This is a genomic window from Pseudomonas sp. BN606, from assembly GCF_029873115.1.
In the GTDB taxonomy this organism is placed as follows: domain Bacteria; phylum Pseudomonadota; class Gammaproteobacteria; order Pseudomonadales; family Pseudomonadaceae; genus Metapseudomonas.
In genome coordinates, this window is record NZ_SSOF01000046.1 from 32468 (window position 1) to 45438 (window position 12971).

General features: G+C 65.4%; 7 protein-coding genes. 3 read left to right on the forward strand and 4 right to left on the reverse strand.

Annotation, left to right across the window (positions count from 1 at the left end; all coding sequences use genetic code 11):
- Nucleotides 1-66 precede the first annotated feature (66 nt).
- On the forward strand, nucleotides 67-936 hold the full coding sequence (locus tag E8E75_RS07170) for a LysR substrate-binding domain-containing protein (RefSeq protein ID WP_153921383.1): 870 nt from the start codon (nucleotides 67-69) through the stop codon (nucleotides 934-936).
- A 59-nt stretch (nucleotides 937-995) separates the two neighbouring features.
- Here E8E75_RS07170 and E8E75_RS07175 read toward each other — a convergent pair whose 3' ends face one another.
- The 4 genes from E8E75_RS07175 to E8E75_RS07190 form a co-directional block, all read right to left on the reverse strand.
- Nucleotides 996-2495: an efflux transporter outer membrane subunit gene (locus E8E75_RS07175; RefSeq protein WP_153921385.1), complete on the reverse strand. Its 1500-nt coding sequence runs from the start codon at nucleotides 2493-2495 to the stop codon at nucleotides 996-998.
- Nucleotides 2492-5599 carry a multidrug efflux RND transporter permease subunit gene (locus E8E75_RS07180; RefSeq protein WP_153921387.1) on the reverse strand — a complete coding sequence of 1036 codons (3108 nt, stop codon included), beginning with the start codon at nucleotides 5597-5599 and terminating at the stop codon, nucleotides 2492-2494. Before E8E75_RS07180 ends, E8E75_RS07175 begins: the two co-directional genes overlap by 4 nt.
- Before the next feature lie 73 nt (nucleotides 5600-5672).
- Nucleotides 5673-8765, reverse strand: a complete 3093-nt coding sequence (locus tag E8E75_RS07185; RefSeq protein ID WP_120651380.1) for an MdtB/MuxB family multidrug efflux RND transporter permease subunit — start codon at nucleotides 8763-8765, stop codon at nucleotides 5673-5675.
- A complete protein-coding gene (locus E8E75_RS07190) occupies nucleotides 8762-10030 on the reverse strand; it encodes an MdtA/MuxA family multidrug efflux RND transporter periplasmic adaptor subunit (protein WP_120651381.1) in 1269 nt (422 codons plus the stop codon). The genes E8E75_RS07185 and E8E75_RS07190 overlap by 4 nt, the downstream gene beginning before the upstream one ends.
- 169 nt (nucleotides 10031-10199) lie before the next feature.
- On the opposite strand from E8E75_RS07190, the gene E8E75_RS07195 reads away from it, so the two are divergent.
- Together E8E75_RS07195 and E8E75_RS07200 are read left to right on the forward strand one after the other, a co-directional pair.
- Nucleotides 10200-11633, forward strand: a complete 1434-nt coding sequence (locus E8E75_RS07195) for a TldD/PmbA family protein (RefSeq protein ID WP_120651382.1) — start codon at nucleotides 10200-10202, stop codon at nucleotides 11631-11633.
- Complete coding sequence (locus E8E75_RS07200; protein ID WP_153921389.1) at nucleotides 11633-12961, forward strand: TldD/PmbA family protein; 1329 nt, start codon at nucleotides 11633-11635, stop codon at nucleotides 12959-12961. Before E8E75_RS07195 ends, E8E75_RS07200 begins: the two co-directional genes overlap by 1 nt.
- Nucleotides 12962-12971 lie beyond the last annotated feature (10 nt).

Sequence of the window (12971 nt, forward strand, 5' to 3'; positions counted from 1 at the left end):
TCCACCTGGTCAGGTATTCTGAAATTAAATATATCCATGCCTATCAGTGTCAGTAGGAATAGTTAAATGTTCGATCCCCTCCTCCTGCGCAGCTTCGTGGCCGTAGCCGACTGCGGTAACTTCACCCGCGCCGCCGAGCGCCTGCACCTCACTCAATCCACCGTCAGCCAGCAGTTGCGAAGGCTGGAGGAAAGCCTCGGTTGCCGCCTGCTGGACCGCAGCCAGCGCCAGGTGGTGGCGACCGCCGAGGGGGAACAACTGCTCGGCTATGCACGGCGCATCCTTGCCCTTCAGGACGAAGCCGCTGAAGTGCTGCGCCACCAGCCCGGCAGCGGCGTATTGCGCCTGGGGGTGCCTGAGGACTTCGCCGCTGAACGCCTGATGCCGGTGCTCGCAGAATTCTCCGCCGCCTGGCCCGGCGTGCGCCTTGAGGTGACCAGCGGCCTCAGCCCGGAACTGCTGCGGCTGTACCAGGGCGGTGAGTTCGACCTGCTGTTGGTCAAGCGTATGGGCGATGGCGGTGACAGCCTGGCGTCCTGGCCGGAGCCCCTGGGCTGGGTGGACAGCGCCAGCCAACCGGTCTTCGGACGTGAACCGCTGCCGCTGGTGGTGTTTCCGCCTGGCGGGCTCTACCGCAACGAAATGCTCCATGGCCTGGACGTGCAGGGCCGGCGCTGGCGCATCGCCTACTCCAGCGCCAGCCTGGCAAGCGTGTGTGCGGCAGTGGCTGCTGGCCTGGGCGTGAGCCTCTTGCCGCTGCGCGTGCTGGGGCCGGAGCACCGTTTGCTGGACGAAGGGCAAGGGTTGCCGGAGATCCGAGGGTTGAGGCTGGCGCTGTATGGGAGGACGGGATTGGGGCGTGCGGGGGATGAGTTGGTGGAGAGCCTGAAGGTGTTGTGTGAGGTGCCGGTTGTGGATGTGAGCGGCCAGACGTAACCCTGTGGGAGCGAATCATTCACTCCCACAATGGTGTCCCACTCCAAGTGTCGGGAGCGTCAGGGAGTCGCTTCCGAATCCGAATCCACCTGTTCCAACTGTCCCTGATCCCACCCGCCACCCAGCGCCGCGATGAGCTGGACGCTGGTGGTCAGGCGGGTACCCATCAGGGTCAGAACGGTGCGCTCGTTGCTCAGTGCGGTGGCCTGGTTGGTGACCACGCTGTTGAAGTCCACGGTACCGGCCCGGTACTGGTTGGTGATCAGGCGCAGGGCCTCGCGGGCAGCATCGAGGGCCTCCTGCTGCACCCCGCTCTCCTCTTCCAGGACGTCGAGCTGGACCATGTAGTCCTCGGCCTCGCGGAAGCTGTCCAGCACAGTCTGGCGGTAGGTCGCGACGGTCTGGTCGTAGCTGGCTTCGGCCTGCGCCACCTGGGAGCGGATCAGGCCACCATCGAACAGGGTCATGGCGAATTCAGGGCCGATGGACCAGAAGCGGTTCGGCGTGGTGATCCAGTCCTGCAGGCTGCCGCTGCGATAACCACCCGCAGCGGTCAGGCTGAGGCTGGGGAAGTAGGCCGACTTGGCGACACCGATCTGCGCGTTGGCGGCCATCATGTTGCGCTCGGCGGAAGCCACGTCAGGACGACGCTCCAGCAGTTGCGAAGGCAGCAGGGTGGGCACGCTCGGCAGGGCCGGCACGCTGTCCACTTCGGCCAGGCTGAACTCCGCCGGCGGTACGCCGATCAGCACGGCGATGGCGTTTTCCAGTTGCGCACGCTGGTACTTGAGGTCGATGGCCTGGGCCTGGGTGCTCTTCAGCTGGGTGGTGGCCTGGGCCACGTCGGCGCGGGTCACGATGCCAGCCTTGTACTGGTTCTGGGTCAGCGTCAGGGCGCGTTGGTAACCGGCGATGGTGGCTTCCAGCAAGCGTTTCTGCGCATCCAGAACGCGCAGTTGCAGATAGTTCTGCGCAAGTTCCGATTGCAGGCTGAGGCGCGCTGCGGCCAGGTCGGCAGCGCTGGCCTGCATGCTGGCAGTGTCGGACTCCAGCTGGCGGCGTAGCTTGCCCCAGAGGTCGATCTCCCAGTTCACCCCGAGGCTGGCGTCGTAGCTCTTGGACACGCCACCGCCACCGGAGCTGGTGACGGTTGAACCGTCGGACAGGCGCACGGTGCTATCGCCGCCACCCTGGCCCGAGCGGGTCTTGCCAGCATTGCCGCTCACCGAGGGGAAGAACGAGGCACGGGCACCACGGGCCAGCGCCTGCGCCTGACGGTACTGGGCGACGGACTGCGCCAGGGTCTGGTTGGAGGTTTCCAGGCGCTGCTGCAAGTCGTTGAGGGTGGCGTCGCCGTAAAGCTCCCACCAACGGCCACGATGGTCCAGGTCGGCCGGGCTGGCCAGGGACCAGCCCTCTGCATGCTTGAATTGCACGGGCACGCTTTGTTCCGGACGCTTGTAGTCCGGGCCGATAGCACAGCCAACGAGCAACAGGCCGGCGAGCGCCAGGGCTATCGCGCGGCGCAGGGGGTTCAGGGAAATGGCGGCGGTGTTCATAGGGGTGTTTCCAGAGCGGCGTCAGTGCGCACGCCACGCCAGCGATTGAAGCGATGGCGCAGACGGTCGAGATAGAGGTAGACCACAGGGGTCGTGTAGAGAGTCAGCAACTGGCTCAGCACCAGGCCGCCGATGATGGCGACACCTAGGGGCTGGCGCATTTCCGCGCCTTCCGTGCCGCCGATGAGCAACGGCACGGCGCCGAGGATGGCGGCGATGGTGGTCATCAGGATCGGCCGAAGTCGCAACAGGCAGGCCTGGCGAATGGATTCTTCAGGCTCCATGCCTTCCTGGCGTTCGAGCTGCAAGGCGAGGTCGATCATCATGATGGCGTTCTTCTTCACCACGCCGATCAGCAGGAACAGTCCCAGCAGCGAGATCAGGCTGAACTCCCCACCGGTAAGCAGGATCGCCAGCAGCGCGCCCACCCCGGCCGACGGCAGCGTCGAGAGGATGGTCAGCGGGTGGACATAGCTCTCGTAAAGGATGCCGAGCACCAGGTACACCAGCACCAGGGCGGCGAGGATCATCCACGGCTGGTTCTGCTGGGTGCTCTGGAAGGCATCGGCGCTACCGCCCATACGCGCGATCACCGAGCTGGGCAGGCCGATGGCGGCCACCGCCTTCTCGATGGCCACGGTGGCCTTGTCGAGACTGACGCCAGGCGCCAGGTCGAAGGCAATGCTCTCCGAGGCGAACTGGCCTTCGTGGTTGACGCGGTCTTCTTCGAGGCTGCGCTCGTAGCGGGCGAAGCTGGACAGCGGCACGCGCTGGCCATCGGCAGTGATCAACTGGACCTGCTTGAGGGTTTCCGGGTCCTGGGCGTATTTCGGGTTGACCTCCATCACCACCTGGTACTGGTTCAGGGTGTCGTAGATGGTGGAAATCTGCCGCTGGCTGTAGGCGTTGTTCAGCGCGGTGGTGACCATGGACATGTCGACCCCGAGTCGCTTGGCGGTGTCGCGGTCCACTTGCAGGGTGACCTGCTGGGCGCCCTCCCCTTCGTTGGCGTCGATGGCGGTTAGCTCCGGCAACGCCTTGAGTGCAGCGGTGACCTTCGGCCCCCAGGTGCGCAGGTCGGACAGTTCGCCACTCTGCAACACGTACTCGTACTGCGAACTGCGCTGCTCGCGGCCGCCACCGAATTGCAGGTCCTGGTCGGCCATCAGCATCAGCCGGCCACCGGGCACCTTGGGTAGATTGGCGCGCAGGCGTTCGATGACCTTCTGCGCCGACACATTGCGCTCGGCGATGGGCTTCAGGCGCACGATCATGAAGGCGTTGTTGATACCACCACTGCCGCCGATGAAGCCGGCCACGCTTTCCACGGCCGGGTCCTTGAGGACGGCGCGGCGGAAGATTTCCATCTTCGGCTGCATCACGGTGAAGGACAGACCATCGTCGCCACGGATGAAGCCGATCAACTGGCCGGTGTCCTGCTGTGGCAGGAAGGTCTTGGGCACCAGCACGTAGAGCGCGATATTGCAGCCGATGGTCAGCAACAGGCTCGCCAGGGTCAGACGCGGATGACGCAGGGCCACGCCCAGGGTCCGGTCGTAGACATTGACCATGCGCGTATGCAGCGCCTCGCTCCAGCGTTGCAGGCGGCTGTCTTCGTCCGGCACATGGGGTTTCAGCCAACGCGCACAGAGCATCGGCGTCAGGGTCAGGGACACCAGCAGCGAAACCAGGATAGCCACCGCCAGGGTCAGCGAGAACTCGCGGAACAACCGGTCGATGATGCCGCCCATGAACAGGATGGAGACGAATACCGCCACCAGCGAGAGGTTCATCGACAGCAAGGTGAAGCCGACTTCGCGGGTGCCCTGCAGCGCCGCCTTGAATGGCGCCATGCCGTCGTTGATGTGCCGCGAGATGTTCTCCAGCACCACGATGGCGTCGTCCACCACCAGGCCGGCGGCGAGGATCAGCGCCATCAGCGACAGCACGTTGAGCGAGAAGCCCATCAGGTACATCACCGCGAAGGTGCCCACCAGCGACACCGGCACCGCCAGTGCCGGAATCAGCGAGGCGCGCAGGTTACCGAGGAACAGGTAGACGACCAGGATCACCAGGCCGACGGCGATCAGCAGCGTGCGCTCGGCTTCGTGCAAGGTGGCGCGGATCACCGGCGAGCGGTCCATGGCCAGATCCAGCTTGACGCTGGCCGGCAGCACCGCCTGCAGCGCGGGCAGTTGCTGCTTGATGCTTTCGATGGTCTCGATGATGTTGGCGCCGGCCTGGCGGTTGATCACCAGCAGCACCGCCGAGTCGTCGTTGAAGAAGCCGCTGTTGTAACGGTCTTCCACCGCATCGCGGACCTTGGCCACGTCGCCCAGGCGCAGGGCGGCGCCGTCCTGGTAGCGGAGGATCAGCGGCGTGTAGTCGGCAGCCTTCTCCAGCTGGTCGTTGGCGCCGACTTGCCAGTGGCGGCCGGCGTCTTCCACGGAGCCCTTGGGGCGACGCTGGTTGGCGGCGGCGATGGCGCTGCGCACATCGTCCAGGGCAATGCCGTACTGAGTCAGCAGTTGCGGCTCCAGCTCCACCCGCACGGCCGGCAGCGAGCTGCCGCCGATCTGCACCTCACCCACGCCCTTAACCTGGGACAGGCTCTGGGCCAGGATGGTGGACGCCATGTCGTAGAGCTCACCTTTCTCCTTCACGTCGGAGGTCAGCGACAGCACCATGATCGGCGCCTGGGACGGGTTGACCTTCTTGTAGGTGGGCATGCTGCGCATGCCGCTGGGCAGCAGGTTGCGGGAGGCGTTGATGGCCGCCTGCACATCGCGGGCAGCGCCATTGATGTCGCGGTCCAGGTCGAACTGCACGATGATCCGCGTCGAGCCCTGGCTGGTGCGGCTGGTCATCTGATTGATGCCGGCGATAGTGCCCAGGGAGCGTTCCAGCGGCGTGGTCACGCTGGACGCCATGATCTCCGGACTGGCGCCGGGCAGGCTGGCCTGCACAGTGATCACCGGGAAGTCCATCTGCGGCAGCGGCGACACCGGCAGCAGGCCGAAACTGACGCTACCCAGCAGCAGGATCGCCAGGCTCAGCAGCATGGTGGCGACCGGGCGATGGATGAAGGGGGCGGAGAGGTTCAAAGACTAGCCTCCGCGCGGAGCACGACTGCCCTCACCCCCGCCCTCTCCCAGGGGGAGGGGGAGTAAAAGCGGCTCATACCGCCACCCCCGCCGCACTGCGGCCGGTGAAGCGACGGGCCAGGCGGTCGAAGGCCAGGTAGATCACCGGGGTGGTGAACAGGGTCAGCACCTGGGACAGCAGCAGGCCGCCCACCATGACCAGGCCCAGTGGCTGGCGCAGTTCGGCGCCGGAGCCGGTAGCCAACATCAGCGGGATGGCGCCGAACAGGGCCGCCAGAGTGGTCATCAGGATCGGTCGGAAGCGCAGCAGCGCCGCCTGGTAGATCGCATCCTCGGGCGACATGCCCTGGTGCCGCTCCGCGTCCAGGGCGAAGTCGATCATCATGATGGCGTTCTTCTTCACGATGCCGATCAGCAGGATGATGCCGATGATCGCGATCAGGCCCAGGTCATTGCCGGTCAGCAGCAGCGCAAGCAGGGCGCCGACGCCCGCCGAAGGCAACGTGGAGAGGATGGTCACCGGGTGGATATAGCTCTCGTAGAGCACCCCCAGCACGATGTACATGGTCACCACCGCCGCCAGGATCAGCAGCAGCGTGCTCGACAGCGACGCCTGGAAGGCCGCCGCCGCGCCCTGGAAGCGGGTCTGGATGCCTTCGGGCATGCCGATGTCCTGCTGCACCCGTTCGATCACCGCCACCGCTTCGCCCAGGGCGACGCCAGGCGCCAGGTTGAAGGACAGGGTCACGGCCGGGAACTGGCCGATATGGCTGACCGCCAGTTGCGTCTGGCGCTCTTCCACTGTGGCCAGTGCCGAGAGCGGCACCTGGGTGCCGGCACTGGTGACGACGTGAATCTGCTGCAGCGCCTGCGGGCCGATCACTTCGCCGGCGGCGGATTCCAGCACCACGCGGTACTGGCTGGACTGGGTGAAGATGGTAGAAATCTGCCGCTGGCCGAAGGCGTCATAGAGGGCGTCGGTGATGGCGGAAATCTCCACACCCAGGCGTCCGGCCATGTCGCGGTCGATGTTCAGGTACACCTGCAGGCCCTTGTCCTGAAGGTCACTGGCCACGTCCGATAGCTCCGGCTGCTGACGCAGGGCGTCCACCAGCTTGCCTGTCCACTCGTTGAGCAGGTCGGCGTCCGGGGATTCCATGCTGAACTGGAATTGGGTGCGGCTGACCCGGTCCTCGATGGTCAGGTCCTGCACCGGCTGCAGGTAAAGACGGATGTCGCTCTGTTTGTCGAGCTCGGGCTGCAGGCGCTGGATCACCTCGCTGGCGGTCACATCGCGGTCGCCGTGGGGCTTGAGGTTGATCAGCATGCGGCCGCTGTTAAGGGTGACGTTGTCGCCGTCGACGCCGATGTAGGACGTCAGGCTGGCCACCGCCGGATCCTTGAGGATCAGCGCGGCGACCTTCTGCTGGCGTTCGCTCATGGAGCGGAAGGACACCGACTGCGGCGCCTCGGTGATGCCCTGGATGACGCCGGTGTCCTGCACCGGGAAGAAGCCCTTGGGTACCGCGAGGTAGAGCAGCACGGTCAACACCAGGGTGCCGATGGCCACCAGCAGGGTCAGGCCCTGGTGCCTGAGCACCCAGGTCAGGCCAAGGCCATAGCGTTGGATCATGCCGTCGATGAAATCACCGCTGGCCTTGTAGAAACCGCCCTCCTCTTCTTTCTTCTCCCGCTTGAGCAGGCGCGCGCACATCATGGGCGTCAGGGTCAGGGAGACCACCAGCGAGATCAGGATCGCCACCGCCAGCGTGATGGCGAACTCGCGGAACAGCCGGCCCACCACATCAGCCATGAACAGCAACGGGATCAATACGGCGATCAGCGAGAAGGTCAGGGAGATCAGGGTGAAACCGATCTGCTTCGCACCCTTGAGCGCGGCATTGAGCGGTGTCTCCCCCTCTTCCAGGTGACGGGAGATGTTTTCCAGCATGACGATGGCGTCGTCCACCACGAAGCCGGTGGCGATGGTCAGTGCCATCAGCGTCAGGTTGTTGATGGAGAAGCCGGCCAGGTACATCACCGCGAAAGTGCCCACCAGGGACAGCGGCACGGCGATGGACGGGATGATGGTGGCACTCATCCGGCGCAGGAACAGGAAGGTCACCATCACCACCAGGGCGATGGCGAGGAATAGCTCATGCTGCACATCGGTGATGGCCGCGCGGATGGTCTGGGTGCGGTCGGTGAGGACCACGACATCGATGCCCGCCGGCAGGTTGGCGGTGATCGACGGCATCAGGGCCTGGATGCGGTCCACCACCTCGATCACGTTGGCGCCGGGCTGGCGCTGGATGTTCAGCAGCACCGCCTCGTTCTGGTTGGCCCAGGCGGCGAGGCGCTCGTTCTCAGCACCGTCGACGATACTGGCGACATCCTTCAGTCGCAGGGCGGCGCCGTTGTTGTAGGCGAGGATGAGGTTGGCGTATTCCTCGGCGGACTTGAGCTGGTCATTGGCGTCCAGCATGGAAACGCGGGTCGGGCCGTCGAAGTTGCCCTTGGGCTGGTTGACGTTGGACGCGCTCACCAGGCTGCGCACGTCGGACAGGTTCAGGCCATTGGCCGCCAGGGCTTCGGGATTGACGCGAATGCGCACCGCCTGGCGCTGGCCGCCGGCGATGCTGACCATGCCCACGCCGCTGATCTGCGCCAGTTTCTGCGCCATGCGGGTGTCCACCAGGTTATGCAGCCTGGGCAGCGGCATGGTCTTCGAGCTGATGGCCAGGGTCAGCACCGGGGTATCGGCCGGATTGACCTTGTTGTAGACCGGCGGCGCCGGCAAGTCGTTGGGTAGCAGGTTGGTGGCCGCGTTGATGGCCGCCTGCACCTCCTGCTCGGCCACGTCCAGATTTATTTCCAGGCTGAAGCGCAGGGTGATGACCGAGGCACCGCCGGAACTGGTGGAAGACATCTGGGTCAGCCCTGGCATCTGCCCGAACTGGCGCTCCAGCGGCGCGGTAACGGCGCTGGTCATCACGTCCGGGCTGGCGCCCGGATAGAGGGTGAGGACGCGGATGGTCGGATAATCCACCTCGGGCAGCGCGGAAACCGGCAACAGGCGGTAGGCGATCAGGCCGGCGAGGAGGATCGCCAGCATGCTCAGAGTGGTGGCGACCGGCCGCAGGATGAACAGGCGAGAGAGGTTCATACGCCGCCTTTCGCGTCCTGGCCTTCAGGTTTGGCGCCCTGCAGTTGCTCGGTGGGCTGCACTGGAACCTCGTCGGCGTCATGCACCACTTCCACGTCGCTGCCGTCGCGCAGGCGGTCGGTACCTTCCAGCACGACGCGCTCGCCTGGCTGCAGACCGCTCTTGACCACCGTGCGCTCGCCGTCGTCCGGACCGGTTTCCAGCTTGCGGACCTTGACCTTCTTGTCGCCATCCATCACGTAGGCGAAGGTGCCCTGGCTGCCGAACTGCACGGCAGCCGAAGGAATCAGCACCGCCTGCGTCAGCAACTCGGCGCGCAGGCGGACATTGACGAACTGGTTGGGGAAGAGGATTTCGTCTTCGTTGGCGAAACGCGCCTTGAGTTTCAGGGTGCCGGTGGTGGTGTCGATCTGGTTGTCCAGGCTCTGCAGCACGCCTTCGGCCTGCTTGACCTTGTCGCCACGGTCCCACGCCTCGACCACCAGGGGCTGGCCGGCACGGAAGCGGCTGACCACCTGCGGCAACTGGCCCTCGGGGAGGGTGAAGGCGACGCTGATGGGCTTGGTCTGGGTGATGACCACCAGCGGCGTGGTGTCGCCGCTGCTGACCAGGTTGCCGAGGTCCACCTGGCGCAGGCCGAGGCGACCGGAAATGGGCGCGCGCACCTGGGTGAAACCGAGGTTCAGCCTGGCTGAAGCCACGGCCGCCTCGTCGGTCTTGATGGTCCCGCGGTACTGCGCCACCAGCGCTTCCTGGGTGTCCAGGGTCTGCTTGGCGATGCTGTCCTCGGCATAGAGGCCCTTGTAGCGGCCCAGGTCGATTTCGGCGTTCTTCAGTTGCGCGCGGTTTTGCGCCAGGGTGCCTTCGGCCTGTTGCAGGGCGACCTGGTAGGGACGCGGGTCGATCACCGCCAGCAGGTCGCCAGCCTTGACCTGTTGACCTTCCTCGAACTGCAGCTTGACCAGTTCACCATCGACACGACCGCGCACGTTTACGGTGTTCAGCGCAGTAACGGTGCCGAGAGCCTTGAGGTAAACCGGGAAGTCGCCCTGGCTGATGGTGGCGACACGCACCGGTACCGGTCCCGAGAAGGCACCGAATCCGGGGCGCCCGGCTCCCCCTCGGCCGTTCTGGTGGCCGGCTTTGGAGGCGGCTTCTGGCCAGAACCACCAGATCAGGACCAGCAGTGCCAACAGCGAGACGGCAATGACGAGCCAGTTACGGAGGGAACGGGAGTTCGGGGAAATCTCAGTGATCGGGGACATGATTCGAGTCGAGGTATGCGAGAGCGTGAACGATAAGCAGTTGAAAGCAGAAGGCAAAGTCTATTTACCGGCTATTTACCTTGGCCCGACGCAGCGAACTATCCTTACTGACCTGCGATTACCCTGCTTTTGCGGCCACAAGTGATTACACCGGGCCAGGGAGAGTTCCGTGTTCGAATGTTTCAGGCAGCGTTTTGCCGCCCTCAGGACAGGTGCCGAGGTCCATTCCTTGCGCATCGTCCGCCAGAGTTCCGAACAGGCCATGGTGCGCCGCGGCATCGCCGAGCCGCCGTCCCTGGGGCTGGACATGGGGGCGATGCTCAGCGTGCGCGTCGCTGGCGTGGAAGCCTATGCGGCCACTGCCGACCTCAGCCCCTCCGGGCTGCAACGGGCCCTGGACAAGGCCGAGGAGCTGGCCCGGCAGATCGCCCGCTACGCCCTGGTGGACCAGAGCCGACTCGAGTCGCCCCGAGGAAGTGCGGACTACCGTTCACCGGGACTGGAGCAGCCCTTCCCCAGCCTCGCCGAACGCTTCGAACTGCTGGCCGAGGAATCGGCGCGAATCCCCAATGACGCGCGCCTGGTCAACTGGAGCCTCTATCTCGACAGCCAGCGCCATGAGCAGCTCTACCTCAACAGTGCCGGCGCCGAGCAATGGCAGGACCTGCGCTTCACCTACCCCGGCATCAGCGTCACCGCTTTCGACGGCAGTGACAGCCAGACTCGCAGCTTCGGCGGCTACGGCAGTGGCCAGCAAGGCGGCACCGAAGTGCTGCAGCGCCTGGGTTTCGTCGGCGCCGCTGAGCGCGTGGCCGACGAGGCGCTGCAACTGCTGCTGGCGCCCAATACCCCCAGCGGGATCACCGACCTCTTGCTGATGCCGGACCAGATGATGCTGCAGATCCACGAGTCCATCGGCCACCCGCTGGAGCTTGACCGCATCCTCGGAGACGAACGCAACTATGCCGGCACCAGTTTCATCGGCCTGGAGGACTTCGGCCGCTATCAGTACGGCTCGCCGCTGCTGAATGTCAGCTTCGATCCAGGCATCCCGGAAGAGTTGGCCAGTTACAGCCACGATGACGACGGCCGGCTGGCAAGCAAGGAAATGCTCATCCGGGATGGCGTGCTCCTGCGCCCGCTCGGCGGCGCCCTGTCCCAGCAACGCAGCGGCCTGCCGGGCGTGGCCAACAGCCGGGCGAGCAGCTGGAATCGCGCCCCCATCGACCGCATGGCCAATCTCAACCTGGAGCCGGGCGACCAGAGCCTGACCCAGCTCATCGGCGGCATCGAGCGCGGCGTCCTGATGAGCACCAATCGCTCCTGGTCCATCGATGACGCCCGTAACAAGTTCCAGTTCGGCTGCGAGTGGGGTCGGCTGATCGAGGATGGCGAACTCCGGGGCGTGGTAAAGAACCCCAACTATCGCGGGGTTTCCGCGCAGTTCTGGCGCAACCTCGCCGCAGTGGGCAATGCCAGCACCTTCGAGGTCCATGGCACGCCCTATTGCGGCAAGGGCGAGCCGAACCAGGTGGTGCGCGTGGGCCATGCCTCGCCCGCATGCGTCTTCAGACAAGTGGAAGTCTTTGGAGGAGCCCAGTGATGGCTGACGCAGAATCCCGCTTCACCGCCCTGGCCGAAAGCCTGAACGCCAACCTGCAGGCCGGCGAGGATTTCAGCCTCTGGTACAGCGGCGAGGAGTCCGAGTTCATTCGTTTCAACCGTGCCCAGGTGCGCCAGGCGGGGCACGTGACCCAGGGCACCGGCCGCCTGCGGCTGATCCGCGACGATCGCAGCGCGGAGATCGCCATCGCGTTATCCGGCGATCCGGAAAGCGACCGCCAGCATCTGGCCGAAGGCCTGGTGCAGCTGCGCCTGGTGATCTGCCAGTTGCAGCCGGACCCTTACCTGCAAGTGGAGCGCTCCGCCTGGCATCGTCGTTCGGTAGACGAAGCCACCCTTCCCGACTGCGCCAGCGTGCTGGCCGGGATCGACGAAGCGGCCAACGGCCTCGACCTGGTGGGTATCTACGCCGCCGGCCCGTTGTACCGGGGTTTCGCCAATAGCTTCGGCGCCCTCGGATGGCACGCAGCACACTGCTTCAACTTCGACTGGAGCCTGTTCCACGCCAATCACCAGGCGGTGAAGGCCGATTACGCCGGCGCACGCTGGGACGCCAATGAGTTTGCCAGTCGCTTCGACAATGCCCGCCGGCAACTGGAGTATCTGGGCAAGCCAGTGCGTCACCTGCACCCCGGCGACTACCGCGCCTACCTGGCCCCGGCCGCCCTGGACGAAGTGTTGGGCATGCTCTCCTGGACTGGTTTTTCAGCCCGCGCCCTGGCCAACAAGGAAAGCCCTCTGCAGCGCCTGCATGACGGCAACGCCCACTTGAGTCCGCTACTCAACCTCGACGAACAGGTTGCCGGCGCCCTGGCCCCGGCCTTCGGCCCAGAGGGAGCCCCGCGCAGCGATGTGTCACTGGTGCGCGGCGGCAAGCTCACCGGGCAACTGGTCTATCCCCGCAGCGCGCGCGAATACGACCTGCAGGCCAACTGCGCCGACGCCAACGAAGCCACCCAGTCACTGGTGATGGGCGCTGGCACGCTTCCCCTGGAAAACGTGCTGGAGCGCCTTGGTAACGGTCTCTACATCGGCAATCTCTGGTACCTGAACTGGTCCGACCTGCCTGCCGCACGCATGACCGGCATGACCCGCTTCGCCACATTCTGGGTGGAAGACGGCCAGATCCAGGCGCCAGTGGACACCATGCGTTTCGATGACAGCCTGTTCAACCTGCTCGGCGACCAGTTGGAAGAGCTGACCCAGGAGCGACAGTTGCGCTTGTCCAACAGCACCTACGGCGAGCGCCAGACCTGGTCGGCACTGCTGCCGGGAGCACTGGTCAGAAACCTGAAACTGACGCTGTAGCCCTGCCCTG

Excerpts from the sequence above, each read along its gene's own strand:
- E8E75_RS07200 (WP_153921389.1), top strand. The coding sequence starts at position 11,633 with ATGGCTGACGCAGAATCCCGCTTCACCGCCCTGGCCGAAAGCCTGAAC.
- E8E75_RS07190 (WP_120651381.1), bottom strand. The coding sequence starts at position 10,030 with ATGTCCCCGATCACTGAGATTTCCCCGAACTCCCGTTCCCTCCGTAAC.
- E8E75_RS07170 (WP_153921383.1), top strand. The coding sequence starts at position 67 with ATGTTCGATCCCCTCCTCCTGCGCAGCTTCGTGGCCGTAGCCGACTGC.
- E8E75_RS07175 (WP_153921385.1), bottom strand. The coding sequence starts at position 2,495 with ATGAACACCGCCGCCATTTCCCTGAACCCCCTGCGCCGCGCGATAGCC.
- E8E75_RS07185 (WP_120651380.1), bottom strand. The coding sequence starts at position 8,765 with ATGAACCTCTCTCGCCTGTTCATCCTGCGGCCGGTCGCCACCACTCTG.